Raw genomic sequence first — 24,578 nt, 5'->3', positions numbered from 1 at the left:
CACCTCGCCTCCCGCGCCATCGCCGCCACGAAGCGCGGAAAACGGCGGGTTCGGCCCTGCGCCTTGCACGCTTTGATTGACGCGTCAGAATCGAGCCCCCTACAGTCCCGCCGAGTTGCGGCCGGAATCGTCCAGGCCGGCAAAGGCATGCCGCCTTGCAGGGGGGTTGGTATATGAACAAGCAGGATCTCATCTCGATCGTAGCCGAGGTCGGTGATCTCCCCAAGGCCAAGGCGGGCGATGTCCTGGATGCGGTTTTTGACGCCATCGCTCAGTCCCTGACGAAGCAGACGGACGTGCGGCTGGTGGGCTTTGGGACCTTCTCCATTTCCAAGCGCAAGGCCGGCACGGGCCGCAACCCGCGTACCGGCGAGGAGATCAAAATTCCTGCCAGCACCACCGTGCGCTTCAAGGCTGGCAAGGGACTGAAGGACGCGTTGAACTGAGTCTCGGCTCAAGAGCAGATCGGGCAGGCTTCGATGGGAGCCTGCTCCTGGGGCGCTTAGCTCAGCGGTAGAGCGCCTGTCTTACACACAGGTGGTCGGCGGTTCGATCCCGTCAGCGCCCATTCTCCACCCGGGCGTGAGTTTTATTACATTCACCGTTCGGCTAGAATTCCGCGGTAAAAACGTCCAATCCAGGTTGGCGTCATCCCGGCGGAGGTTCGCTTGCGGCAGAGTGTTCTCACTATCGGTTTCATGGCCTGTGCGGCGATTGCGCTCGGCGGGTGCGTCGAGCAGGGCGGCGCCAGCGGCCCGGTGACCGGCTCCGCAGGCGGCGGCACCAGCGTCGGCGCCGCCTCCAATCTGCAGCGCTGTGCGGAGCCGCTCGGCACTGTTGCCATCGATGACGGCCGCGAGCAGAGCTGGTGGGGGCCCTTCGCCGCCCGGACACAGATCACCACGATCGAGCCGATGGTGCGCCTCGTCGTGCAGCAGTCCAATTGCTTCGTCATCACGGCCATGGGCAACAACCGGCTTGAGAGCCGGATGCGGGGCATGATCGGCGACATGCGCAACAGCGGCGAATTCCGCGCCGGTTCCAACATGCAGCGCGGCCAGCGCGTTGCGGCCGACCTCTTCATCGAACCGGCGATTCTCTTCTCCAACCAGAATCTCGGTGGCCTTGGTGGTGGCGTCGGCGGATGGGGCGGCGTGGCGCTCGGCCTCGCGGGCGCGGCGATGTCCACCTCGGCGACCTCGGTCACGCTCTCCGTCTTCGACATGCGGAGCGGCGTGCAGGTGGCGGCCTCCGAAGGCTCCTCGACGGCGACGAATTTCGGCGCGCTGGTTGGCGGCTTCGGGGCAACGGCAGGCGGCGTGCTCGGCGGCTACCAGCGAACGCCGGCTGGCCAGGCAACGGTCGCCGCCTTCGTCGATGCCTACAACAAGCTGGTCGTCGCCGTGCGCAACTACCGGGCGCAGGATGTGCGGGGCGGGCTGGGGACCGGTGGCGGTGCGCTGCGCTCCCGCTAGCGCGGCAGGGCTTGCTGCCCTCGCGTTGCTGCTCGCCGGGTGTCAACCGCGCATGGGCAGCCGCAGTGGCTTCGGCCCTGCCGTCCAGGTCTGCGACGAAGCTGGCTGCCGCGTACAGCCGCGCGAGGCGCAGACCCTCGTCGTCGGCGAGGATGAACGGCTGCAGCGCCAGGCTGATCCAGACCTTTATCGCGGCGAGTCGGTTGCCGAACTGCGCGCAGCGGCCGCCGGCGGTGACGCAGGCGCGGCCTATCGACTCGGACAGGCTGCGGAGTTCGGCGGTGGTGGCCTGCCGCGCAGCGCCGGGCAGGCGGTGCGGCAGTATGAGGTCGCGGCCAATGCCGGCATGCCCTTCGCCATGTTCCGGCTCGGGCGACTGGTCGAGCAGGGAGCGGCACCGGGCGGTCGGGCAAGGGCCATCCAGCTTTACACCGGTGCGGCACAGGGCGGCGTGGCCCAGGCGGCGCATAATCTCGGCTTCCTCTTCCTCGAAGGGAGGGGTGTCCCGCGCGACATGGCGGAGGCAGCCCGCTGGTTCTCCCAAGCGGCCGAGCGTGGCGTCCCCGAAAGCCAATACAATCTCGGCCTGATGTATTTCCGCGGCGAGGGCGTTTCCCGCCGGCCTTACGAGGCGCTGCAATGGATGCGCCGAGCTGCGCAGAACGGATTCCTGCCGGCGCAGAAGGCAGTCGGCCGCCTCTACATGACCGGGCTCGAGGAAATGGGTCAGGATCTCGGCGAGGCAAAAAGCTGGCTTTCGCTCGCGGCCAGCCGCAGCGATGCCGAATCGCGGCGCTGGCTACAACAGATCGAGCAGGCGGAGCGCGCCGAGCGCGACTACCAGCGGCGTCTGGCGATGCAGGCGCAGCAGACCTGGGACCTATGGGCCTCGGTCGCGCTGGCGGCCGCGCTGGCCCCGCCGCCGGTAACGGTGATCATGTACTGAGGGAGCTTGACACGGGAGGCGAGGGGCCATACACCCCGCCTCCTGTCGCGGGCGGGTGTAGCTCAGTTGGTTAGAGCGCCGGCCTGTCACGCCGGAGGTCGCGGGTTCGAGCCCCGTCACTCGCGCCACGCGACTGATTGCAACGACGGCGTCGCTCCTCACAGGGCGGCGCCGTTGCCGCATTTAGGCCCCTTTTCGTTCCGGGGCGCCGTAGCCAAATCTGGTCGAGAAGACAGCGTTCCCCCTATGGCGGAGCGGGCGGGGCAGGGCTAATGTCCGGCCGCGCTGCGCTGCGGCAAGGCGGGACCGAGCCTCGATCCTGACCTCGAAAGGCTGCCCCGGCGCGTCTGTGGGCGGAGCAAACATGACCCAGCCGCTGCTGGCCGATTATTTTCCGATCCTGGTTTTCCTGGCCATCGCGGCGGCCATTGCCGTCGCCATGGTGGGCGGCAGCCTCCTCGTCGCGCGGCAGAAGCCGAACCCGGAGAAGCTTTCCGCCTACGAATGCGGCTTCGAGCCTTTCGACGACACGCGTCGTCGCTTCGATGTCCGCTTCTACCTGGTGGCCATCCTCTTCATCATCTTCGACCTGGAAGTGGCCTTCCTCTTCCCCTGGGCGGTGGCGCTGGGTGGCATCGGCTGGTTCGGCTTCCTGTCAATGGTTGCCTTCCTTGGCGTCTTGACGGTCGGCTTTGTCTACGAATGGCGCAAGGGCGCGCTGGACTGGGAGTGACGGCATGCCGTCCCCACCGGAGACCCGCATGAACGAGAACACGGACACCATCGCCTGGAACCGCGATCACTTGGCGCCTGGCGCGGCGCAGGATGCCGTGGTGAAGGGCATCACCGGCGAGATCGAGGATAAGGGCTTCGTCGTCGCCAACCTCGACAAGGTGGTGAATTGGGCCCGCACCGGTAGCCTCTGGCCGATGACCTTCGGCTTGGCCTGCTGCGCGGTGCCGATGATCCACGCCTACATGGCTCGCTACGACCTCGACCGGCTCGGCATCATCCCGCGTGGCTCGCCGCGGCAGTCGGACGTGATGATCGTCGCCGGCACGCTGACCAACAAGATGGCCCCCGCGCTGCGTAAGGTTTACGACCAGATGAGCGAACCGCGCTGGGTCATCAGCATGGGCAGCTGTGCCAATGGCGGCGGTTACTACCACTACAGCTACAGCGTGGTGCGGGGCTGCGACCGGATCGTGCCGGTCGATGTCTATGTGCCCGGCTGCCCGCCGACGGCCGAGGGGCTGATCTACGGCATCCTGCAGCTGCAGAAGAAGATCCGGCGCTCGGGGACGATCCTTCGTGGTTGAGAACGCAATCCTGGCCGAGCTCGGTGAGACCGTGCAGGCCGCGCTGCCCGGCAGCCGCACCACCATCGAGCGCGGTGCCGAGCTAGTGCTGACCCTGCCGCGTGAGGGGTTGGTCGCGGCCATGCGCCGCCTGCGTGACGAGTTCCATTTCGAGCAGCTCATGGATCTCTGCGGGACGGACTGGCCGAATCGGCCGCTCCGCTTCGAGGTGGTCTACAACCTGCTCAGCCTTACGCAGAACCGCCGCATCCGCGTCGTTGTCGCTACCGATGCGGCGACGCCGGTGCCGAGCATCGCTTCCGTCTGGCCCTGTGCCACTTGGTACGAGCGCGAGGCCTGGGACATGTACGGCGTCGTCTTCGAGGGCCAGACCGATCTCCGCCGGCTGCTGACCGACTACGGCTTCGAGGGCCATCCGCTGCGCAAGGATTTCCCGCTTACCGGCCATGTCGAGGTTCGCTGGGACGAGGAGCGCAAGCAGGTGGTCTATGAGCCGGTGAAGCTCCAGCAGGACTGGCGCAATTTCGATTTCCTCTCGCCCTGGGAAGGCATGACCACGCTGCCCGGCGACGAGAAGGTCCATCTCAACCGCATCGAGGGAGGCAAGGCATGAGCGGCAGTTCCGCCATGGCCTCGGAGGCGGGGCCGCTGACCTCCGCCGCCGATCCGGCCAGCATGTCGTCCGCGACCGGCCTCTCCAACGAGGCGAGGACGGTCGAGGTCGACAGCCACACGATCAATTTCGGCCCGCAGCACCCGGCGGCGCATGGCGTGCTCCGCCTCATCCTCGAGATGAAAGGTGAGATGGTGGAGCGTGCCGATCCGCATATCGGGCTGCTGCATCGCGGCACCGAGAAGCTGATCGAGTACAAGACCTATCTCCAGGCGATGCCCTATATGGACCGCCTGGATTACGTAAGCCCGATGTGCATGGAGCACAGCTGGGTGCTTGCGGTGGAGCGGCTGCTGCATATCGACAATGAGGTGCCGGAGCGCGCCCGCGTCATCCGCACCATGTTCGCCGAGCTGACGCGCATCCTGAACCACCTGCTGAACGTCACCACCTATGCGCTCGACTGCGGCGCCATCACGCCGGCGCTCTGGGGTTTCGAGCAGCGCGAGCACCTGCTGGAATTCTACGAGGCGGCGGGCGGCAGCCACTACCACGTCAACTACTTCCGCCCAGGCGGTGTCTCGCGCGACTTGCCGGCGGGGCTGACGGACCGGATCGCTGGCTGGTGCGACCAGTTTCCGAAATTCCTCGACGATCTCGAGGGACTGCTGACCAACAACCGCATCTTCAAGCAGCGCACCGTCGATATCGGCATCATGACGGCCGAGATGGCGATGGAGTGGGGCTTCTCGGGTCCCTGCCTGCGCGCCTCCGGCGTGCCCTGGGACCTGCGCAAGTCGCAGCCCTACGAGATCTACGACCAGCTCGATTTCGAGATCCCGGTCGGCCGCCAGGGCGACTGCTACGACCGCTATCTCATCCGTATGATGGAAATGCGGCAGAGCCTCAGCATGGTGAAGCAGTGCCTCGGGCGCCTGAAGCCGGGGCCGATCAAGATCCTCGACAACAAAATCGTCCCGCCGAAGCGCGGCGAGATGAAACGGTCGATGGAATCGCTGATCCATCACTTCAAGCTCTACACCGAGGGCTTCCATGTACCGGAAGGCGCGACCTACACCGTGACCGAGGCGCCGAAGGGTGAATTCGGCATGTACCTGGTCGCCGACGGCACCAACAAGCCCTATCGCTGCAAGGTCCGGGCACCGGGCTTCGCCCATCTGCAGGCCATGGAAGTGCTCTCCAAGGGGCACATGCTGGCCGATGCGGTGGCGATCATCGGTTCGCTCGACATCGTCTTCGGGGAGATCGATCGCTGATGGACGCCGAACTCTCCACTGCCACCGAGTTCCCACAACCCGAAAGCTTCTCCTTCGACGAGGAAAGCTTGAAGGCCATCGAGACCATCGTGAAACGCTACCCGCCCGGCAAGCAGGCGAGCGCCGTCATCCCGCTGCTCTACGTCGTGCAGCGGCAGATGAAGCGCAGCACCGGCAGCGCCTGGGTGCCGAACAAGGGCATGGATGCGGTGGCGGAGCGGCTCGGCATGGCGCCCATTCGCGTCTACGAGGTCGCCACTTTCTATTTCATGTTCAACATGAAGCCGATCGGGAAGCATCACCTCCAGGTTTGCGCCACGACACCCTGTTGGCTGCGCGGGTCGGACGAGGTGTCTCGCGCCTGCCGTGACGCCGGCAAGCTCGGCGGCTGGGGCCAGACCAGCGAGGACAAGATGTTCACCCTGTCCGAGGTGGAATGCCTCGGCGGCTGCGTAAACGCGCCGATCCTGCAGGTCGATGACGACTACTACGAAGACATGGATTACGAGAGCACGGTCAGGCTGATCGAGGCGCTGCGGCGCGGCGAGCGGCCGGCGCCCGGCTCCGTCATCGGCCGCCAGACGAGCGCGCCGGAGGGCGGGCCGCAGACGCTGCTGGACGTGCCGGGGGAATGACGCCATGGCGCTGAGCGACAAGGACCGCATTTTCACCAACCTGTACGGGTTGCAGGACTGGCGCCTTCCGGCCGCCCGCAAACGTGGCCAATGGGACGGCACCAAGGCGCTCATCGAGAAGGGGCGCGATTGGATCATCGAGGAGGTGAAGAATTCCGGCCTCCGGGGGCGGGGTGGGGCGGGATTCCCGACCGGCCTCAAATGGTCCTTCATGCCGAAGCAGCCGGGCGACCGGCCGCACTACCTCGTGGTGAATGCCGATGAGTCCGAGCCCGGCACCTGCAAGGACCGGGATATCCTGCGCCACGATCCGCATACGCTGATCGAGGGCTGCCTGATCGCCGGCGTCGCCATGGGTGCGCATACTGGCTACATCTATGTCCGCGGCGAGTATTATAACGAGCATCTCGTCCTGCAGGCAGCGATCGACGAAGCCTATGCGGCAGGTCTGCTCGGGCCGAATGCTTGCGGCGCCGGTTGGGATTTCGACCTCTACGTCCATCGCGGCGCCGGCGCCTATATCTGCGGCGAGGAGACGGCGCTCATCGAGAGTCTCGAGGGCAAAAAGGGGATGCCGCGGCTGAAGCCGCCATTTCCGGCAGCCGTTGGGCTTTATGGCTGCCCCTCGACGGTGAACAATGTCGAGACCATCGCCGTGGTGCCGACGATCCTTCGCCGCGGGGCGCCGTGGTTTGCCGGGTTCGGCCGGCCGAAGAACAGCGGTACCAAGATCTTCTGCATCCAGGGCCATGTGAACAAGCCCTGCAATGTGGAGGAGGAGATGAGCATCCCGCTGCGGGAACTCATCGAGCGGCATGCTGGCGGCGTGCGCGGCGGCTGGGACAACCTGCTGGCCGTCATCCCGGGCGGCAGCTCGACGCCGATGATTCCTAAGGCCGTCTGCGACGACGTGCTGATGGATTTCGACGCGCTGCGCGAGCACAAGACCGGCCTCGGCACGGCGGGTGTGATCGTGATGGACAAGTCCACCGACCTCATCAAGGCGATCGCCCGGCTCTCGACCTTCTACAAGCATGAGAGCTGCGGCCAGTGCACCCCCTGCCGCGAGGGCATGGGCTGGGTGAAGCGCATGATGGACCGCATGGTCGAGGGCCGCGCCGAGGTGGCGGAGATCGACGTGCTGGAGCAGGTGACGCGCCAGATCGAGGGGCACACGATCTGCGCGCTCGCCGATGGCGGCGTTTGGCCGGTGCAGGGGTTGATCCGGCACTTCCGGCCGATGATGGAAGAGCGTATTGCCGCCTACAAGGCGGGCAAGGCCGCGCCGATGGCGCTGGCGGCGGAGTAGGCACCGATGGCGAAGGTCACCGTCGACGGGATCGAGGTGGAGGTGCCGAACGGCGTCTCCGTCCTCCAGGCCTGTGAGGCAGCGGGCAAGGAAATCCCGCGCTTCTGTTATCATGAACGGCTGAGCGTTGCCGGCAACTGCCGGATGTGCCTGGTCGAGGTCGAGAAGGCGCCGAAGCCCATCGCTTCCTGCGCCTATCCGGTCGCGGACGGCATGAAGGTCTTCACCGACAGCCCGATGGTCCGCAACGGCCGCCGCGGCGTCATGGAATTCCTGCTGATCAACCACCCGCTGGACTGCCCGATCTGCGATCAGGGTGGCGAGTGCGACCTGCAGGACCAGGCTGTGGCCTTCGGCGGCGATGCCAGCCGCTACCGCGAAGAGAAGCGCGCGGTGAAGGACAAGTATCTCGGCCCGCTGGTCAAGACGATCATGAACCGGTGCATCCAATGCACCCGCTGCGTCCGTTTCGCCACCGAGGTTGCCGGCGTGCCGGAACTCGGCGCGACGAATCGCGGCGAGAACATGGAAATCGGCACCTATGTCGAGAAGGCGCTGACCACCGAGCTCAGCGGCAACCTGATCGACATCTGCCCGGTCGGCGCGCTGACCTCGCGTCCCTATGCCTATGTCAGCCGGCCTTGGGAGCTGCGGAAGACGGACAGCGTGGACGTGCTGGACGCGACCGGCACCAATATCCGGGTCGATGCCCGCGCCGGCGAGGTGCTCCGCATCCTGCCGCGCACCAATGACGACGTGAACGAGGAATGGATGGCCGATCGCGGCCGCTTCGCCTTCGACGGACTGAAGCGCCGCCGGCTGGACCGGCCTTGGGTACGGCAGAACGGCAAGCTGAAGCCGGCAAGCTGGGCCGAGGCCTTCACCGCCATCGCGGCCGGCATCAAGGGGCGGAAGATCGGTGCCGTCGCCGGCGAGCTGGCGGATGCCGAGGCGACCGTCGCCCTGCGCGACCTGATGGCGGCACTCGGCAGCAACCACCTCGAATGCCGGACCGATGGCGCCGCGATCGATGCTTCGCGGCGCGACTTCTACACCTTCAACACCGGCATCGCCGGGATCGAGGAGGCAGATGCGCTGCTGATCATCGGCAGCAACCCGCGGCTAGAGGCACCCGTGATCAATGCCCGCATCCGCAAGCGGGTGGCGACGGGCGGCATTCCGGTCGGCTTCATCGGTCCGCGCGGACTGGACCTGACCTATGCGCAGGACTGGCTGGGGGAGGGGGGTGCGACCCTCTCTGCCCTGGTCGGCGGCCAGCATCGCTTCAACGAGGTGCTGCGGGCGGCGAAGCGGCCCATGCTGATCCTCGGCCGCGGCGCGCTGGCGCGGCCGGACGGCGCGGCGGTGCTCGCCGCGGCCTGGCAGGTCGCGGCGCAGAACGGCATGCTCCAGGCCGACTGGCACGGCTTCAACCTGCTGCACCAGTTCGGTGGCCAGGTGGCGCCGCTCGACCTCGGCTTCACCACCGGCATTCCGGCGGATGTTGAGGCGCTGTGGCTGCTCGGCGCCGAGGTCCCGGCGGCGGTGCCGGAGAGTGCCTTCGTCATCTATCAGGGCCATCACGGCGAGGCCGGCGCAGCGCGGGCGGACGTCATCCTCCCCAGCGCGGCCTATACCGAGAAAGATGCGACCTGGGTCAACACCGAAGGCCGGGTGCAGCGTGGGCGACTGGCCGTCTACCCGCCGGGCGAGGCGCGGGAGGATTGGAAGATCCTGCGCGCCGCGAGCGAGGTGCTCAGCATCCGTCTGCCCTATGACTCACCGGACGGCGTGCGGGCGCGGCTTGTCGAAGCCAATCCGGTCTTCGGCGGACCGGGCTTCGTGCCGCATGGTTGCACCGACCTTGCCGGGCCGGCGGGCGATGCCGGTGGCGTCGCCGAGTCAGCCTTCGCCTCCTCGATACACAACTATTGGCAGGCGGATGTGATCAGCCGCGCTTCCGCCACCATGGCGGAATGCGCGCGAACCTACCTGCCCCAGGCGGCGGAGTAAGCGGGCATGGATGGTTTCCTCGCCTCGCCCATCGGCATCCTCGCCATAACCGTGGCGCAGACGCTGGCGCTGCTGGTGCCGGTGCTGATCGCCGTCGCCTACCTGACGCTCGCCGAGCGGAAGGTGCTGGCGGCGATGCAGCTGCGCCGCGGGCCGAATGTGGTCGGCCCCTTCGGCCTGCTGCAACCCTTCGCCGATGCGCTGAAGATGCTGATGAAGGAGACGATCGTCCCATCCGGGGCCAATCGCTTCCTCTTCATTCTGGCGCCGATCCTGCTCTTCATGCTGGCGATGATTGCCTGGGCGGTGATCCCGGTGCAGGACGGCTGGGCGATCGCCGACATCAATGTCGGCATCCTCTATCTCTTCGCGGTCAGCTCGCTCGGCGTCTACGGCGTCATCATCGCCGGTTGGGCCAGCAACTCGAAATACGCCTTCCTCGGCGCGCTGCGCTCGGCGGCGCAGATGGTGAGCTACGAGGTCTCCATCGGCTTCGTCATCGTCACCGTGCTGCTCTGCGTCGGATCGCTGAACCTCACCGAGGTGGTGCGGGCACAGGAGCGGGTGTGGTTCTTCATCCCACTCTTCCCGATGTTCATCATCTTCTTCATCAGCGCGCTGGCCGAGACCAACCGCGCGCCCTTCGATCTGCCGGAGGGCGAAAGCGAGCTGGTGGCCGGCTTCTTCGTCGAATACAGCAGCATGTCCTTCGCGCTGTTCTTCCTCGGCGAATACGCGAACATGATCCTGATGTCGGCGCTGACCACCATCTTGTTCCTGGGGGGTTGGCATCCGCCGATGCATATGGCGCCCTTCACCTGGGTCCCGGGCTTCGTCTGGTTCGCGCTGAAGATCGCACTGCTGCTTTTCGTCTTCATCTGGGTGCGGGCGACCTTTCCGCGCTACCGCTACGACCAGCTGATGCGGCTGGGCTGGAAGGTCTTCCTGCCTTTCAGCCTGGTCTGGCTGGTGCTGACGGCGGCGGTGCTGAAGCTCGCCGGCTGGCTCCCGGCCTAAGGATACCCACATGGCAAGCCTCGACCGCGCCGCCCGTAGCCTCCTGCTCTCCGAGCTGGTCTCAGGCATGGCGCTGACCCTGAAGTACTTCTTCAAGCCAAAGGTCACCATCAACTACCCTTATGAGAAGGGTCCGCTCAGCCCCCGCTTCAAGGGCGAGCACGCGCTGCGTCGCTACCCGAACGGCGAGGAGCGGTGCATCGCCTGCAAGCTCTGCGAGGCGGTCTGCCCCGCCCTGGCCATCACCATCGAGGCCGAGCCGCGCGAGGATGGCAGCCGCCGCACCACGCGCTACGACATCGACATGACCAAGTGCATCTATTGCGGCATGTGCGAGGAAGCCTGTCCGGTGGATGCCATCGTCGAGGGGCCGAATTTCGAGTTCAGCGTCGAGACCCGCGAGGAGCTCATGTACGACAAGGCCCGGCTGCTGGCGAATGGCGACCGGTGGGAGCCGGAGCTGGCCAAGCGGCTTGAACTCGACGCCCCCTATCGCTGAAGCGGAAGCCCCGATGATCGCCGCGCTCGCCTTCTACCTCTTCGCGGCCATCCTGATCGCCTCCGCGGTCATGGTGGTCACGGCACGCAACCCCGTCCACAGCGTGCTCTTCCTGATCCTTGCCTTCTTCAACGCGGCGGCGCTGTTCCTCATCGCCGGGGCCGAGTTCCTGGCGATGATCCTGGTCATCGTCTATGTCGGCGCGGTCGCCGTGCTGTTCCTCTTCGTGGTGATGATGCTGGACATCGACTTCGCCCGGCTACGCGAAGGCTTCCAGCGCTACGCGCCGATCGGCGCGATCATCGGGGGCATCCTCTTCCTCGAGCTGGTCTTCGTCGTCGGGAGTTGGGGCTTCTCCAGCCAGGCGAGCGAGCTGCGGCTCGCGCCGAACCCGGGCACCGGCGTCACGAATGCCGAGGCGATCGGGCGCATTCTCTATACGGACTATGTCTATCTCTTTCAGGCCTCGGGCCTCGTCCTGCTGGTGGCGATGATCGGCGCCATCGTGCTGACGCACCGCCAGCGCGAGGGCACGAGGCGGCAGAACATCGCCTCCCAGGTCTATCGCAGCGGTTCCGTCCTGTTGGAGAAGGTGCCGAGCGGCGCCGGCATCGCGACGCTCGGCATCCGCCGCCCGCCGGAGCCTGAGCCCGAGGCGCCGAAGGTCACGCATGGTGCCGGGCATGGAGGGCACCACTGAGATGACCATCGGCCTCGCCCACTACCTGACCGTCAGCGCCATCCTGCTGGTGCTCGGCATCTTCGGCATCTTCCTGAACCGGAAGAACGTCATCGTCATCCTGATGAGCGTGGAGCTTATCCTGCTCTCGGTGAACCTCAACTTCGTCGCCTTCTCCGCCTCGTTGCAGGACCTGAACGGGCAGATCTTCGCCATGTTCGTCCTCACCGTGGCGGCGGCGGAAGCGGCCATCGGCCTTGCCATCGTCGTCATCTACTTCCGCAACCGCGGCAGCATCGAGGTCGAGGGTATCTCGACGCTGAAGGGCTGAACCCATGTTCGTCGGCGCGATCTTCTTTCCCCTGCTGGGGTCCTGCCTCAGCGGCTTCCTCGGCCGCTGGCTTGGCGACAAGCCGGCACAGTGGGCGACAGTCATCTGCATGGCGCTTGCCGCCGTCTGCGGGAGCCTCGCCTTCGGCCAGGTGGCCTTCGACAGCCAGCCCACCACTGTGCCGCTGCTGACCTGGATGGATGTCGGCGGGCTCGAGATTTCCTGGGCGCTCCGCTACGACACGCTGAGCGTGATGATGGTGGCGATGGTCACCTTCATCTCGACGCTGATCCATCTCTACTCGGTCGGCTACATGTCGCATGACGCGACGCCGACGCGCTTCTTCGCCTATCTCAGCCTCTTCACCTTCATGATGCTGATGCTGGTGACAGCGGACAACCTTGCCCAGCTCTTCTTCGGCTGGGAGGGCGTCGGCCTCGCCTCCTACTTGCTGATCGGCTATTGGTACGACCGCGAGAGCGCGAACCGCGCCGCGATGAAGGCCTTCATCGTCAATCGCGTCGGCGACGTCTTCTTCATGCTTGGCTTGGCGCTGACCTTCTTTACCTTCGGTAGCATCGAGTTCGACACGATCTTCTCCTCGGTCGCAGCGCATGCGAATGACCGCTTCGCCGGCCTGCCTTCGATCGAGCTGATCGGCGTGCTGCTCTTCCTGGGCGCCTGCGGCAAGTCGGCCCAGCTCGGCCTGCACACTTGGCTGCCGGATGCGATGGAGGGGCCGACGCCCGTCTCCGCCCTCATCCATGCGGCGACCATGGTGACGGCCGGCGTCTTCCTAATGGCGCGCATGTCGCCGGTGATGGAGTACGCGCCCATCGCGCTCGCCATCGTCACCGTAGTCGGCGCCTCGACCGCGCTCTTCGCTGCAACGATCGGCTGCGTGCAGAACGACATCAAGCGCATCATCGCCTACTCGACCTGCTCGCAGCTCGGCTACATGTTCTTCGCAGCGGGCGTGGGCGCCTACCAGGTCTCAGTTTTCCACCTCTTCACCCATGCCTTCTTCAAGGCGCTGCTCTTCCTCGGCGCCGGCAGCGTGATCCATGCCATGTCCGATGAGCAGGACATCCGCAGGATGGGCGGCATCTGGACCAAGATCCCGGTCACCTATGCGGTGATGTGGATCGGCAACCTGGCGCTGGCGGGCATCCCCTTCTTTGCCGGCTACTACTCCAAGGATGCGATCCTTGAGGCGGCGTATGCGGCGCATAGCGGCGTCGGCATCTATGCCTTTGTTTGCGGCATGCTCGCCGCCTTCCTCACCGCCTTCTACTCCTGGCGCCTGCTGATCCTCACATTCCACGGCAAGCCGCGGGCGGATCACCACACCATGGAGCATGTGCATGAGAGCCCGGTGGTGATGCTGATCCCGCTGCTGGTGCTTGCGGCTGGTGCCATCCTCGCCGGTGCCATCTTCGCGCCCTTCTTCATCGGCGAGCACGAGCACGCCTTCTGGCACGGTGCGATCTTCAACGGCGAGCACAACCACATCATGCATGCGATGCATGAGGTGCCCGAATGGGTGCCGCTGGCGCCGACGGTCATGGGCATCGGCGGCATCGCGCTGGCCTATCTGATGTACATGCTGATGCCTGGCCTGCCGACGCGGCTGGCGCAGATGTTCAGCGCCCGGCCGCAACTCGTCCGCAGCCTGCCGCTGATCCCGCAGGAGGGCGCCGAGCAGCAGACCGAGCCGAACCCGGGTGGGCTCTACGGCTTCCTGCTGAAGAAGTGGTACTTCGACGAGCTCTACGACTTCCTCTTCGTCCGCCCAGCGCGCAACCTGGCGATGCGGCTCTGGAAGACTGGCGACGCCCGGATCATCGACGGCATGCCGAATGGAGCGGCGAGCCTCGCCGTCGCCGGGTCGCGCGGCGCGGTCCGCATCCAGACCGGGCGGGTGGCGAACTACGCCTTCGCCATGATCATCGGCCTCGTCCTCTTCGTCACCCTCTTCCTGATCGGGCGCTGAGAATGAACGCCGCCGGCTTCCCGCTGCTCTCGTTGCTGACCTTCCTGCCGCTGGCAGGGGCGGCCATCATCATGTCCGTGCGCGGCGATGACGAGGTCGTCGCTCGCAACGCCCGCTGGACCGCGCTCTGGACCAGCCTGATCGTCTTCCTGCTCAGCCTCATCCTCTGGGCGCGCTTCGACACCGCCTCCGCCGCCTTCCAGTTCGAGGAGAAGCTGGACTGGCTGCCGGAATTCGGCGTCGGCTACCACATGGGCGTCGACGGCATCTCGGTGCTCTTCGTGCTGCTCTCGACGGCGCTGACGCCACTTTGCATCCTCGCCTCCTGGGAGTCGGTGACGTCGCGCGTGCGCGAGTACATGGTCGCCTTCCTCGTCCTCGAGACGATGATGGTCGGCATGTTCTGCGCCCTCGACTTCATCGTCTTCTATGTCTTCTTCGAGGCCGTTCTGATCCCGATGTTCCTCATCATCGGCGTCTGGGGCGGGGCGCGGCGCGTCTATGCGGCCTTCAAGTTCTTCCTCTACACGCTGCTCGGCAGCGTGCTGATGCTGTTGGCCATCCTGTATCTCTGGTACAATGCCGGCACGACCGACATCCCGGCGCTGTTCCAGTACCAGGTGCCACGCGCCGCCCAGGCCTGGATCTTCTTCGCCTTCTTCGCCAGCTTCGCGGTGAAGGTGCCGATGTGGCCGGTGCACACTTGGCTGCCCGACGCGCATGTGGAGGCACCGACCGCGGGCTCCGTCATCCTCGCAGGCGTGCTGCTGAAGATGGGGGCCTACGGCTTCCTCCGCTTCACCCTGCCGCTGCTGCCGGAGGCGAGCGCGACGTTTGCGCCGCTGATCTTCGCCCTCTCGGTCATCGCCGTGGTCTACACCTCGCTCGTGGCGCTGGCGCAGGAGGACATGAAGAAGCTGATCGCCTACAGCTCGGTCGCCCATATGGGCATCGTCACGATCGGCATCTTCACCTTCAACCAGCAGGGGCTGTCTGGCGCGCTCTTCACCATGCTGGCGCATGGCGTCGTCTCCGGCGCGCTCTTCCTTTGCGTCGGCGTGCTCTACGATCGCGTCCATAGCCGCGAGATCATGCGCTATGGCGGCGTCGCCAAGATTATGCCGGCCTATGCGCTGGTCTTCATGCTCTTCACCATGGCCTCCATCGGCCTGCCGGGGCTGGCCAATTTCGTCGGCGAGTTCCTGGTGATCGTCGGCGCCTGGCGGGTGAATCCCTGGGTCGCCTTCGGCGCGGCGCTCGGCATGATCCTTGGCGCGGGCTACATGCTCTACCTCTACCGCCGCGTCTCCTTCGGGAAGATCACGCGGGAGGACCTCAAGGCGCTGCTCGACCTCAGCCCGCGCGAATACGTGGTCTTCGCTCCGCTGATCGTGCTCACGCTCTGGATGGGCATCTATCCGCAGCCCTTCCTTTCCTTCTTCGAGGCCAGCGTCGCGGCGCTGGTCGCGCGGCATGAGGCCGCGCTGAACCTCAGCCGCCTGGCGGGAATGTAAGCCGATGTCCTGGACCCTCGCCCTGCCGGAACTCGTGCTCGGCTGCAGCGGCCTCGTGCTGCTGCTGGCTGGTGTGATCCCGAAGACCGAAACCTTCTTTCCCATCACCATGGGCGCCATCGGCGCGCTGCTTCTGACCGCCGTCCTGGTGCTCGGCCAGGGTGAGGGGACTGCGCTCGGTGGTCATTATGTTGCCGACAGCTTCAGCGGCTTCATGAAGATCCTGTCACTTGGCGCCGCGGCCATCGCCCTCTTGGTCTCGTTGGACTTCAATGAGAAGGAAGGGCTGGCTCGCTTCGAGTTTCCGGTGCTCGTCGTCTTCGCCAGCCTCGGCGCCATGCTGATGATTTCGGCGAATGACCTCATGTCGCTCTATCTGGGGCTCGAACTGCTCTCGCTGCCGCTCTACGTCATCGCCGCCTTCAACCGCGATAATGCCCGCTCGGCGGAAGCCGGCCTCAAATACTTCGTCCTCGGCGCGCTCGCCTCGGGCCTGCTGCTCTACGGCAGCTCGCTGGTCTACGGCTTTGCCGGAACCACGAATTTCGACCGGCTGGCGGATGCCTTCTCGGCCTCGCAGGACGCCTCGCCTGGTGTGGTGGTCGGCGTGGTGTTCGTGATCGCCGGCCTCGCCTTCAAGGTATCGGCCGTGCCTTTCCATATGTGGACGCCCGATGTCTATGAGGGCGCGCCAACGCCGGTGACGGCTTATTTCGCCTCCGCGCCCAAGGTGGCCGCCATCGCGCTGCTGGCCCGCGTGCTGCTCGGTCCCTTCGGCGACCTCGCGGCGCAGTGGCAGCAGGTCATCCTGCTGGTGTCCATTGGCTCGATGATCCTCGGCAGCTTTGCCGCCATCGGCCAGAGCAACCTGAAGCGGCTGATGGCTTACTCCTCCATCGGCCACGTCGGCTATGCGCTGATGGGCCTCGCGGTCAGCAGTGATATCGGGCTGCGTGGGTTGCTGGTCTACATGGCCATCTATGTCTTCATGAACATGGGCAGCTTCGCTGTACTCGTCGCCATGCGGCGGCAGGGAAGGGCGGTGGAGCGCATCGAGGATCTCGCCGGCCTCGGCCGGACCGACCCGACCATGGCGCTCTGGATGGCGGTCTTCATGTTCTCCATGGCCGGCATTCCGCCGCTCGCCGGCTTCTTCGGCAAGCTTTACGTCTTCCTTGCCGCCGTGCAGGGAGGGTACTGGACGCTTGCCGTCATCGGTGTGCTGACCAGCGTTGTCTCGGCCTACTATTACCTCCGCATCGTGAAGGTGATGTATTTCGACGAGGCGGTGGGCGCGCTGGACCGGGCGCCGGCCAGCCTCACCATCGTCATGGCAGGCACTGGCCTCTTCACCCTGTTCTTCTGCCTTTGGCCGGCGCCGATGCTCGCTGCGGCTCAGGCGGCGGCGGCCGCGTTGCTGGGGTGACGCTACCCCCGGGCTGGCGGCTTGAGGTGCATGCGGCGCTGCCGAGCACCTCCGACCGCATCGCCGCAGCCGCAGAGGCAGGCGAGCCGGCAGGCCTTGCAGTGATCGCACTGCAACAGACCGCCGGCCGAGGCCGATCCGGCCGGGCCTGGGCCTCGCCGCCCGGAAATCTCTACTGCTCGATGCTGCTGCGGCCTCGCGGGCCGGCGCGGGAGGCGGCGCAATGGTCGCTCCTCGCCGGTGTCGCCCTGGCAGAAGCGGCAACGGAGATCGATCCGGACCCCGCCGCCCTCCGCCTCAAATGGCCGAACGACCTGTTGCGGCATGGGGCGAAATGCGCCGGCATCCTGGCCGAGTCCGCTCTCGATCCTGACGGCCGTCTGGCTTGGTTGAGCCTCGGCATCGGGGTCAATCTGGCTCATGCCCCATCCCTGCCCGACCGCCCGACCACCTGTCTTGGCTCCATTGAGCCGCCGCAAGCCTTCGCCGCGCGGTTGATCGCCCGGCTGGATTACTGGGTCCGGCGCCATGCGTCCGAGGGGTTCGCCCCGGTCCGCGCTGCCTGGCTGGCGCTGGGCCCGTCGCCAGGCACGCCCATTGCCCTGCGGGAGGGGCCGGTGGAGGGCGGGTTCTTTGCCGGTCTCGCCGAGGATGGCGCCCTGCTGCTGGAACGGGAGGGGGCGCTCCATGCCGTCCGCAGCGGTGAAATCCACCGGCTTGGCTGAACGCCATGCGGCTCCCATCTCTTTCACTCATATTCGCATCCGTCCGGGATCGGCCAGGGGGGCCGCCCACGGGGTTACGATGGCATGAAAGGTAGGGGCGCGCGCCGCAGGGTGCATTGCCCTAGAAGGTGGTGATGAACGATTTCCAGGCTTCGGCCCTCCCCGACGCAACCGACGACTTCGCCTTCATCCCGCTGGGTGGCACCGGCGAGATCGGCATGAACCTCAACGTCTACCGCTGCGACGGGCGGCTGCTGGCGATCGATTGCGGCATCGGCTTCGGCGGGCCGGAGATGCCGGAGGTGGAGGTCATGGTCCCCGACCCCGCCTGGCTGGCGGAGCGGCGGGATCGCTTGGTCGGCCTCGTCATTACCCATGCGCATGAGGATCATATCGGTGCCGTTGCGCATCTCTGGCCGATGCTGCGCTGCCCACTTTATGCCGGCCCCTTCGCCTCGGCCGTGCTGCGGCGGAAGCTGAACGAGGCTGGCCTCGGCAGCGAGGCGCGGGTCATCACGCTGCCGCTCAGTGGCCGGATCGAACTGAAGCCCTTCGACCTCGAATTCCTGCGCGTCGCCCATTCCGTTCCCGAATCCCAGGCGGTCGCCATCCGCACCCGGCACGGTCTCGTCCTCCATACCGGCGACTGGAAGCTGGACCCGGAGCCGCTGCTCGGCCCGCCGACCGACGAGGCTGCCTTCGCCCGCATCGGCGAAGAGGGTGTGCTCGCCATGGTCTGCGATTCGACCAATGCCCTGGTCGAAGGCCATAGCGGCTCCGAGGCCGAGGTGCGGCGGACGATGGAGGCGCTGATCCGTGGGTTGCGTGGCCGCGTCGCCGTCACCTGCTTCGCCACCAACCTGGCCCGCGTCGAGAGCATCGCGCTGGCTGCCCAGGCGGCCGGACGGCAGGTGGCGCTGTTCGGCCGGTCGCTTCGCAATGCCGAGGCTGCGGCGCGGGAATGCGGCTACCTGAAGGCGGTCGAACCATTCGTGCCGGAGGACGAGGCCGGCTACATTCCGGACGACAACCTCCTCATCATCTGCACCGGCAGCCAGGGCGAGCCGCGCTCCGCCCTCGCCAAGATCGGCGCCGACACCCATCCGTCGATCGCGCTGGGCGAGGGGGATACGGTGATCTTTTCCTCCCGCATGATCCCCGGCAATGAGCGGGGGATCCTGCAGATGCAGGACCAGCTGGCGCGCCGCGGCTGCCGCGTGATGACGGCGGACGACCACATGGTGCACGTCTCCGGCCATCCGGCGCGAGACGAGTTGCGGCGCCTCTATGGCTTGGTGAAGCCAAGATATGCCGTGCCGGTCCATGGCGAATGGCGCCACCTCTCGGAGCATGCCGCCCTGGCGCGCGACCTGCGCGCGGAGCCCATCCTGGTCGAGGACGGCGATGTCCTCCGCTTGGCACCCGGCCGCCCGGATGTGGTGGAGGGCGTACCGACCGGCCGCCTTGCCGTCGACAATGGCCGCCTGCTGCCGCTCTCCGGCGGCGTACTCGCGGCGCGGAAGCGGATGCTGTTCAACGGCGTCGTCGTCGCTTCCCTGGCCGTCGATGGCGGCGGGCGGGTGGTCGGCTCGCCGCAGGTTTCCGCCCCGGGCCTGTTCGAGAGCGGGGAGCAGGAGGCGGTGCAGATCGCCGCGGAGCTCGCTCGGGCGGTGACAGACCTGCCGGTCCAGCTCAAGCGTGAGGACGATGCCCTGCGCGAGGCCGCACGGAGCGCGCTCCGCAAGGCGATCGGCCGGCGGGTGCGCAAGCGGCCGAATGTCGAGGTCCACCTGCTGCGCGTGTAGTGTCTCGACCTCGAAGCCTGGAAGCTTCGAGGTCGCAACACCGAGCTTGGTCGCCAGTGGCCTGCCAAACTCTCTTGTTCGCGGGAAGGACCTATGAAGGCCAGGGTAGGATCTTATCCGTCGTTTCGCTGCGTGAGGCACGCCTCGGCCGGTCCAGCCGCTGGCGACCACGCCCCAAGGGAGCCGAACCCATGAGTTGGGTCAGCGGGATCGCCGTCTATTTCCTCATCTGGTGGGTGGTGCTGTTCGCAATCCTTCCCATCGGAACCCAGCCGGTCGCGGAGGGCGACCCGGAAAGCGGCTGGCGCGGAGCGCCGGCCAATCCGCGGCTGTGGCGCAAGGTGCTGATCACCACGCTGGTGGCGACCGTCCTTTGGCTCGGCACCTATGCGCTGATCACCAGCGACTATATGAGCTTTCGCAGCGGTTGGTGGGCGATGCCAGAAAAATAGGCGACTTTCGGCCGTTTAGGCCATCGTCGCTTCTCATTTTTGCAATCCGTGCGTGGGAGCCAGTTTTTTCATCTTTCGTGGCATCGATTAGCATTGTGCCACGTTGGTCCCCCGCGCCAACATACTGACAGGAAGAGGGTTGGTCCTCTTTCTGCCGTGTGACTGGCGTTTCCTCCCTAAACTCGGGCCGTACCCCAAGGGTACGGCCCTTTTTTTTGTCTATAGCAGCGCTAGCGGCTCCGCAAGATCAAACCAACCCTGAAGCGGAAAAATCTTTCTGGATTGTTCGTGTCGCACCGCAACATCGAAAGAAAATTGCTGCATGGCGGCATGAACCCGGAGCACTGGCGGAGCGGACGCCGCCCCACTAGTCTCCGCCGCCCTACCAGCCCCTGGAGCCTGCCTTGCGCCTCTCCCGCGCCTTCCTGCCCACCCTCAAGGAAACCCCGGCCGATGCGCAGATCGCCTCGCACCGGCTGATGCTGCGCGCGGGCATGATCCGGCAGACCAGCGCCGGCATCTATGCCTGGCTGCCGCTTGGCTGGCGGGTGCTGCAGAAGGTCGAGCAGATCGTCCGCGAGGAGCAGGACCGTGCCGGCGCCCAGGAAATCCTGATGCCGACCATCCAGACCGCTGATCTCTGGCGCCAATCCGGCCGCTACGACGCCTACGGGCCGGAGATGCTGCGCCTCAAGGACCGGCACGACCGCGAGATGCTCTACGGCCCCACCAACGAGGAGATGGTGACGGAGATCTTCCGCACCTACGCGAAGAGCTATCGAGACCTGCCGCGCAACCTCTACCACATCCAGTGGAAATTCCGGGACGAGGTGCGCCCCCGCTTCGGCGTCATGCGCGGCCGCGAATTCCTGATGAAGGACGCCTACAGCTTCGACCTCGACTACGCAGGCGCCCAGCGCAGCTACCGGCAGATGTTCGTGGCCTACCTACGCACCTTCGCCCGGATGGGCCTGAAGGCCATCCCGATGCAGGCGGATACCGGCCCGATCGGCGGCAACCTTTCCCATGAATTCCTGATCCTCGCCGAGACCGGCGAGAGCCAGGTCTACCTCCACCGCGACCTGCTCGACTTCGACGTGCTCGGTCAGGCGCCGGATTATGAGGGCGACCTCTCGCCCATCGTCGATTTCTGGACCAGCCGCTACGCCGCGACCGACGAGAAGCACGATGAGGCCGCCTGGAACGCCATTCCGGCCGAGCGCCAGGTCTCGGCACGCGGCATCGAGATCGGCCACATCTTCTATTTCGGCACCAAGTACAGCGCCTCCATGGGCCTGCAGGTCCAGGGGCCGGACGGCAAGGCGGTGACGCCGGAGATGGGCAGCTACGGCATTGGCGTCTCCCGCCTGGTCGGCGCCATCATCGAGGCGAGCCATGACGAGGCCGGCATCATCTGGCCGGATGCGGTGGCGCCCTTCCGCCTCGCCGTGCTGAACCTGAAGCAGGGCGACTCTGCGACCGACGTTCTCTGCGACCAGCTCTACGCCGCCTTCGCCCCGGATGCCGTCTATGACGACCGGCCCGAGCGCGCTGGCGTGAAATTCGCCGATGCGGACCTCATGGGCTACCCCTGGCAGGCGATCGTCGGCCCACGCGGCGCGGCGGCCGGCAAGGTCGAGCTGAAGCGACGTGCCACTGGCGAGCGGCTGGAATTGTCGCTCGAGGATGCCATCGCCCGCATCAAGGGCGCCTGAGCGCCATCATGTTCAATGCCTTCGAGCGCGCCGTCGCCTTTCGCTACCTGCGCGCCCGCAAGGGCGAGCGCTTCGTCTCCGTCATCGCAATCTTCTCGCTCGTCGGCATCGCCCTCGGCGTCGCCACGCTGATCATCGTGATGAGCGTGATGAACGGGTTCCGGCAGGAGCTGCTCGGCCGCATCCTCGGCCTCAACGGCCATATGGGCGTCTATTCCGCCGATGGCGGCAACCTGCGCGACTACGACCCGCTGGCGGAGGCCGTCCGGCGCGTCCAGGGAGTCACCGCCGCGACGCCGATCATCGAGGGTCAGGTGCTGCTGACGAGCGAGCAGGGCGGCGCCTCGGGGGGACTCGCGCGGGGCATCACGCCGGAGGACATGCGGGCGAAATCGATCATTGCCAACAACATCCGCCGCGGATCGCTGGCGGAGTTCGGCGGCGAGGACAGCATCGTCATCGGCACCGGTCTCGCCAGCAAGCTCCGCATCGGCCTGGGCGACCGGGTGACGCTGGTCTCGCCCCAGGGCCGGACCACCGTGCTCGGCACCCTGCCGCGGGTCCGCGCCTATCGCGTGGTGGCGCTCTTCAACATCGGCATGAACGAGTACGACACCAGCTTCGTCTACCTGCCGATGCAGGCCGCCCAGCTCTTCTTCCAGACCGGCGACGCGGCGACGCAGGTCGAGGTCTTCGTCGACGATCCGACGCGCGTCAGGGGCGTCAACCTCGAGATCCGCCGCGCGCTCGGCCAGGACAGGCCCGTCCGCATCGTCGACTGGCAGGACGCGAACAGCAGCTTCTTCAACGCGGTGCAGGTCGAGCGGAACGTGATGTTCCTCATCCTGACGCTCATCATCATCGTCGCCGCATTCAACATCGTCAGCTCGCTCATCATGCTGGTGAAAGACAAGGGGCGGGACATCGCCATCCTCCGCACCATGGGGGCGACGAGCGGCGCCATCCTTCGCATCTTCCTGCTCTGCGGCGCCTCGGTCGGCGTCATGGGCACGCTGATCGGCTTCGGCATCGGCCTCGTCTTCTGCATGAACATCGAAAGCATCCGCGAGGCGCTGCAATCGCTGACGGGAACGGAGTTGTTCAGCCCGGAAGTGTATTTTCTCTCCCAGCTCCCGGCCGTGGTCGACCCGAACGAGGTGGTGCAGGTGGTGCTGATGGGCCTCGGCCTGTCGCTCCTGGCGACGGTCTATCCGAGCTGGCGCGCCGCGCGGCTCGACCCCGTGGAGGCGCTGCGCAATGAGTGAGGCGCCGCTCCGGCTCGACGCCGTCGTCCGCCGCTTCCGCACCGAGGCGGGTGAGCTGCCGGTGCTGACCGGGGCCGAGCTGACGCTGGCCGCGGGCGAGATCGTCGCCCTTGTTGCGCCGTCTGGCACCGGCAAGTCGACGCTGCTGCACCTGGCCGGGCTGCTGGAGCGGCCCGATGCGGGCGAGGTCTTCGTCGCCGGCCGCGCCGCCGGCACGCTCTCCGACGATGCCCGCACCGCGATCCGCCGCACCGAGATCGGCTTCGTCTACCAGTTTCACCATCTCCTGCCGGAATTCACCGCCGAAGAGAACGTGGTCCTGCCGCAAATGGCGAACCGCACGCCGCGTGCCGCCGCGCAGGAGCGCGCCCGGCATTTGCTGGCGAGCTTCGGCCTCAGGGGACGGGAGCATCACCGTCCCGGCCGGCTGTCCGGCGGCGAGCAGCAGCGCGTCGCCATCGCCCGGGCGCTGGCCAATGCGCCGAAGGTGCTGCTGGCCGACGAGCCGACCGGCAATCTCGACACCGCCACCTCGGACCTCGTCTTCGGCGAGTTGCTGGCGGCCGTGCGCGGCCAGGGCGTCGCGGCACTGATCGCCACGCACAACCCGGCGCTGGCTGCGCGGATGGATCGGGTGGTGACGCTCCGTGACGGGTGTATCGTCCCGGGCTGATCAGCGGCGCCGCCAGAGCGCGCCGCAGAGCATCCCCGCGATGACTGTCACCATCCCGGCGACCTGCATCGGCGTGACATGCTCGCCGAGCAGGAGCCAGGCCCAAAGCACGCCGAGCGCCGGGACGAGGGGCGGCAGCAGCGCCGCCCGCGCCGGCCCCATCGCCACAACCGCCCGGCTGTAGAGGATGATGGCGAGGCCGCCGGCGATCAGTCCCTGGTAGCCCGCCTGCCGCAGCGCCTCCGCCGGATGCGCGGCGACGCCATCGATGCCGAAGACAATGAGGTGCACCGGCACCCAGGCCAGCGAGACGGCACCAATGATCGCGGCCGCCCGCAGCCCGCTCACCTCCCAGCGGCGCATCAGCACGCCATAGAGGGCCCAGTTGAAGCCGCTCGCCAGCACCATCAGGTCGCCGATCCAGACCTTGCCGCCGCCTTCGCCGAGCCCCGCCCCGCCGATCAGCAGGAGGCCCGCGGCAATCACCGGCAGGCCGATCCGCACGCCGATCTCTGGCGGCGTCCGCAGCAGCCACCAGGCGAGCAGTGGGGCGAAGATCATCGTCCCGCCAGGATTGAGGATGGAGGCATGCACCGCCGGCGCGAAGCGCAGCGCAACGGCCGTCAGCAGGAAATAGGGCGCCCCGCCGAGCGCCGCGAGCACCACCGCCCGCCACCAGGCGAGCCCGCCGAGCCCGATCCGCAGCAGGAGCAGGAGGAAGAGCGGCCCCGCCGTGCCATAGCGGAGGAACACGAGGTCCGGCACCGACAGCCCCTCCGCCAGCGCGTGGCCGGTCGCGGCGAAATTGGCGCTGAACATGAACATGGCGAGGACGCCGGCGGCGACCACGGCGCGGCTGGGCTGTTCCGGCATCGCGTGGATCATGCCGGGGAGGGT

At 66.7% G+C, this 24,578-nt stretch carries 24 protein-coding genes and 2 tRNA genes; 25 read left to right on the top strand and 1 reads right to left on the bottom strand.

Annotated elements, in window-relative coordinates; genetic code table 11:
- The first annotated feature begins 173 nt into the window (after positions 1-173).
- From LH62_RS22840 to LH62_RS22720, 25 genes are all read left to right on the top strand, one after another.
- Positions 174-446, top strand: a complete 273-nt coding sequence (locus LH62_RS22840) for an HU family DNA-binding protein (RefSeq protein ID WP_043364447.1) — start codon at positions 174-176, stop codon at positions 444-446.
- A 50-nt stretch (positions 447-496) separates the two neighbouring features.
- A tRNA-Val gene (locus tag LH62_RS22835) sits at positions 497-568 on the top strand.
- 100 nt (positions 569-668) lie between these two features.
- A complete protein-coding gene (locus tag LH62_RS22830; RefSeq protein WP_236552608.1) occupies positions 669-1,475 on the top strand; it encodes a hypothetical protein in 807 nt (268 codons plus the stop codon).
- Between the two features lie 52 nt (positions 1,476-1,527).
- Positions 1,528-2,421: a tetratricopeptide repeat protein gene (locus LH62_RS28680; RefSeq protein ID WP_052214839.1), complete on the top strand. Its 894-nt coding sequence runs from the start codon at positions 1,528-1,530 to the stop codon at positions 2,419-2,421.
- Between the two features lie 51 nt (positions 2,422-2,472).
- Positions 2,473-2,549 (top strand) — tRNA-Asp (locus LH62_RS22820).
- 236 nt (positions 2,550-2,785) lie between these two features.
- On the top strand, positions 2,786-3,154 hold the full coding sequence (locus tag LH62_RS22815; protein ID WP_043364445.1) for an NADH-quinone oxidoreductase subunit A: 369 nt from the start codon (positions 2,786-2,788) through the stop codon (positions 3,152-3,154).
- 28 nt (positions 3,155-3,182) lie between these two features.
- Positions 3,183-3,740 carry an NADH-quinone oxidoreductase subunit B family protein gene (locus LH62_RS22810; RefSeq protein WP_043336216.1) on the top strand — a complete coding sequence of 186 codons (558 nt, stop codon included), beginning with the start codon at positions 3,183-3,185 and terminating at the stop codon, positions 3,738-3,740.
- Positions 3,733-4,353, top strand: a complete 621-nt coding sequence (locus tag LH62_RS22805) for an NADH-quinone oxidoreductase subunit C (RefSeq protein WP_043364444.1) — start codon at positions 3,733-3,735, stop codon at positions 4,351-4,353. The genes LH62_RS22810 and LH62_RS22805 overlap by 8 nt, the downstream gene beginning before the upstream one ends.
- A 62-nt stretch (positions 4,354-4,415) precedes the next feature.
- Positions 4,416-5,630: an NADH-quinone oxidoreductase subunit D gene (locus tag LH62_RS22800; RefSeq protein WP_043366442.1), complete on the top strand. Its 1,215-nt coding sequence runs from the start codon at positions 4,416-4,418 to the stop codon at positions 5,628-5,630.
- Complete coding sequence (locus LH62_RS22795; protein WP_043336219.1) at positions 5,630-6,265, top strand: NAD(P)H-dependent oxidoreductase subunit E; 636 nt, start codon at positions 5,630-5,632, stop codon at positions 6,263-6,265. The genes LH62_RS22800 and LH62_RS22795 overlap by 1 nt, the downstream gene beginning before the upstream one ends.
- A 4-nt stretch (positions 6,266-6,269) precedes the next feature.
- The gene (gene nuoF, locus LH62_RS22790) at positions 6,270-7,574 is read left to right on the top strand and encodes an NADH-quinone oxidoreductase subunit NuoF (RefSeq protein ID WP_043364443.1); all 1,305 of its coding nucleotides are present in this window, start codon (positions 6,270-6,272) and stop codon (positions 7,572-7,574) included.
- A 6-nt stretch (positions 7,575-7,580) separates the two neighbouring features.
- On the top strand, positions 7,581-9,587 hold the full coding sequence (nuoG, locus tag LH62_RS22785; RefSeq protein ID WP_043364442.1) for an NADH-quinone oxidoreductase subunit NuoG: 2,007 nt from the start codon (positions 7,581-7,583) through the stop codon (positions 9,585-9,587).
- A 6-nt stretch (positions 9,588-9,593) separates the two neighbouring features.
- Positions 9,594-10,604, top strand: a complete 1,011-nt coding sequence (nuoH, locus tag LH62_RS22780) for an NADH-quinone oxidoreductase subunit NuoH (protein WP_043364441.1) — start codon at positions 9,594-9,596, stop codon at positions 10,602-10,604.
- Positions 10,605-10,614: 10 nt separating this feature from the next.
- Entirely contained in the window at positions 10,615-11,103 is a 489-nt protein-coding gene (gene nuoI, locus LH62_RS22775) for an NADH-quinone oxidoreductase subunit NuoI (RefSeq protein WP_043336231.1), read from the top strand.
- Between the two features lie 13 nt (positions 11,104-11,116).
- Positions 11,117-11,803, top strand: coding sequence for an NADH-quinone oxidoreductase subunit J (locus tag LH62_RS22770; protein ID WP_043364440.1), 687 nt, complete (start codon positions 11,117-11,119; stop codon positions 11,801-11,803).
- Positions 11,787-12,113, top strand: a complete 327-nt coding sequence (nuoK, locus tag LH62_RS22765; protein ID WP_369796806.1) for an NADH-quinone oxidoreductase subunit NuoK — start codon at positions 11,787-11,789, stop codon at positions 12,111-12,113. The genes LH62_RS22770 and nuoK overlap by 17 nt, the downstream gene beginning before the upstream one ends.
- A 4-nt stretch (positions 12,114-12,117) precedes the next feature.
- On the top strand, positions 12,118-14,106 hold the full coding sequence (gene nuoL, locus LH62_RS22760) for an NADH-quinone oxidoreductase subunit L (RefSeq protein ID WP_043364438.1): 1,989 nt from the start codon (positions 12,118-12,120) through the stop codon (positions 14,104-14,106).
- A 2-nt stretch (positions 14,107-14,108) separates the two neighbouring features.
- Positions 14,109-15,620 (top strand): NADH-quinone oxidoreductase subunit M, encoded by a 1,512-nt coding sequence (locus LH62_RS22755; RefSeq protein ID WP_043364437.1) that lies wholly within the window; start codon positions 14,109-14,111, stop codon positions 15,618-15,620.
- A 4-nt stretch (positions 15,621-15,624) separates the two neighbouring features.
- On the top strand, positions 15,625-17,046 hold the full coding sequence (gene nuoN, locus LH62_RS22750) for an NADH-quinone oxidoreductase subunit NuoN (RefSeq protein ID WP_043364436.1): 1,422 nt from the start codon (positions 15,625-15,627) through the stop codon (positions 17,044-17,046).
- On the top strand, positions 17,043-17,771 hold the full coding sequence (locus LH62_RS22745) for a biotin--[acetyl-CoA-carboxylase] ligase (RefSeq protein ID WP_043366439.1): 729 nt from the start codon (positions 17,043-17,045) through the stop codon (positions 17,769-17,771). The genes nuoN and LH62_RS22745 overlap by 4 nt, the downstream gene beginning before the upstream one ends.
- A gap of 134 nt (positions 17,772-17,905) precedes the next feature.
- The gene (locus LH62_RS22740) at positions 17,906-19,576 is read left to right on the top strand and encodes a ribonuclease J (protein WP_052214838.1); all 1,671 of its coding nucleotides are present in this window, start codon (positions 17,906-17,908) and stop codon (positions 19,574-19,576) included.
- 191 nt (positions 19,577-19,767) lie between these two features.
- The gene (locus tag LH62_RS22735) at positions 19,768-20,028 is read left to right on the top strand and encodes a DUF1467 family protein (protein WP_043364434.1); all 261 of its coding nucleotides are present in this window, start codon (positions 19,768-19,770) and stop codon (positions 20,026-20,028) included.
- A 404-nt stretch (positions 20,029-20,432) separates the two neighbouring features.
- Positions 20,433-21,743, top strand: a complete 1,311-nt coding sequence (gene proS, locus LH62_RS22730; RefSeq protein WP_043364433.1) for a proline--tRNA ligase — start codon at positions 20,433-20,435, stop codon at positions 21,741-21,743.
- 8 nt (positions 21,744-21,751) lie between these two features.
- Positions 21,752-23,008, top strand: coding sequence for a lipoprotein-releasing ABC transporter permease subunit (locus tag LH62_RS22725; protein ID WP_043364432.1), 1,257 nt, complete (start codon positions 21,752-21,754; stop codon positions 23,006-23,008).
- On the top strand, positions 23,001-23,681 hold the full coding sequence (locus LH62_RS22720; RefSeq protein ID WP_043364431.1) for an ABC transporter ATP-binding protein: 681 nt from the start codon (positions 23,001-23,003) through the stop codon (positions 23,679-23,681). Before LH62_RS22725 ends, LH62_RS22720 begins: the two co-directional genes overlap by 8 nt.
- Here LH62_RS22720 and LH62_RS22715 read toward each other — a convergent pair whose 3' ends face one another.
- Complete coding sequence (locus LH62_RS22715; protein WP_160299873.1) at positions 23,682-24,554, bottom strand: DMT family transporter; 873 nt, start codon at positions 24,552-24,554, stop codon at positions 23,682-23,684.
- Positions 24,555-24,578 lie beyond the last annotated feature (24 nt).

Origin of the sequence: Belnapia sp. F-4-1 (assembly GCF_000802185.1) — a bacterium.
Taxonomy (GTDB): domain Bacteria; phylum Pseudomonadota; class Alphaproteobacteria; order Acetobacterales; family Acetobacteraceae; genus Belnapia.
This window is presented reverse-complemented; position numbering and strand designations above follow the sequence as displayed.

What these genes read in the sequence shown, in the direction of transcription:
- LH62_RS22720 (WP_043364431.1), top strand. Translation starts at nt 23,001, where the DNA reads ATGAGTGAGGCGCCGCTCCGGCTCGACGCCGTCGTCCGCCGCTTCCGC.
- LH62_RS22735 (WP_043364434.1), top strand. Translation starts at nt 19,768, where the DNA reads ATGAGTTGGGTCAGCGGGATCGCCGTCTATTTCCTCATCTGGTGGGTG.
- LH62_RS22815 (WP_043364445.1), top strand. Translation starts at nt 2,786, where the DNA reads ATGACCCAGCCGCTGCTGGCCGATTATTTTCCGATCCTGGTTTTCCTG.
- nuoK (WP_369796806.1), top strand. Translation starts at nt 11,787, where the DNA reads ATGGAGGGCACCACTGAGATGACCATCGGCCTCGCCCACTACCTGACC.
- LH62_RS22800 (WP_043366442.1), top strand. Translation starts at nt 4,416, where the DNA reads ATGTCGTCCGCGACCGGCCTCTCCAACGAGGCGAGGACGGTCGAGGTC.
- LH62_RS28680 (WP_052214839.1), top strand. Translation starts at nt 1,528, where the DNA reads ATGGGCAGCCGCAGTGGCTTCGGCCCTGCCGTCCAGGTCTGCGACGAA.
- LH62_RS22840 (WP_043364447.1), top strand. Translation starts at nt 174, where the DNA reads ATGAACAAGCAGGATCTCATCTCGATCGTAGCCGAGGTCGGTGATCTC.
- nuoH (WP_043364441.1), top strand. Translation starts at nt 9,594, where the DNA reads ATGGATGGTTTCCTCGCCTCGCCCATCGGCATCCTCGCCATAACCGTG.
- nuoI (WP_043336231.1), top strand. Translation starts at nt 10,615, where the DNA reads ATGGCAAGCCTCGACCGCGCCGCCCGTAGCCTCCTGCTCTCCGAGCTG.
- LH62_RS22795 (WP_043336219.1), top strand. Translation starts at nt 5,630, where the DNA reads ATGGACGCCGAACTCTCCACTGCCACCGAGTTCCCACAACCCGAAAGC.
- nuoL (WP_043364438.1), top strand. Translation starts at nt 12,118, where the DNA reads ATGTTCGTCGGCGCGATCTTCTTTCCCCTGCTGGGGTCCTGCCTCAGC.
- nuoG (WP_043364442.1), top strand. Translation starts at nt 7,581, where the DNA reads ATGGCGAAGGTCACCGTCGACGGGATCGAGGTGGAGGTGCCGAACGGC.
- LH62_RS22715 (WP_160299873.1), bottom strand. Translation starts at nt 24,554, where the DNA reads ATGCCGGAACAGCCCAGCCGCGCCGTGGTCGCCGCCGGCGTCCTCGCC.
- LH62_RS22740 (WP_052214838.1), top strand. Translation starts at nt 17,906, where the DNA reads ATGAACGATTTCCAGGCTTCGGCCCTCCCCGACGCAACCGACGACTTC.
- nuoN (WP_043364436.1), top strand. Translation starts at nt 15,625, where the DNA reads ATGTCCTGGACCCTCGCCCTGCCGGAACTCGTGCTCGGCTGCAGCGGC.
- LH62_RS22770 (WP_043364440.1), top strand. Translation starts at nt 11,117, where the DNA reads ATGATCGCCGCGCTCGCCTTCTACCTCTTCGCGGCCATCCTGATCGCC.
- LH62_RS22725 (WP_043364432.1), top strand. Translation starts at nt 21,752, where the DNA reads ATGTTCAATGCCTTCGAGCGCGCCGTCGCCTTTCGCTACCTGCGCGCC.
- LH62_RS22755 (WP_043364437.1), top strand. Translation starts at nt 14,109, where the DNA reads ATGAACGCCGCCGGCTTCCCGCTGCTCTCGTTGCTGACCTTCCTGCCG.
- nuoF (WP_043364443.1), top strand. Translation starts at nt 6,270, where the DNA reads ATGGCGCTGAGCGACAAGGACCGCATTTTCACCAACCTGTACGGGTTG.
- LH62_RS22810 (WP_043336216.1), top strand. Translation starts at nt 3,183, where the DNA reads ATGAACGAGAACACGGACACCATCGCCTGGAACCGCGATCACTTGGCG.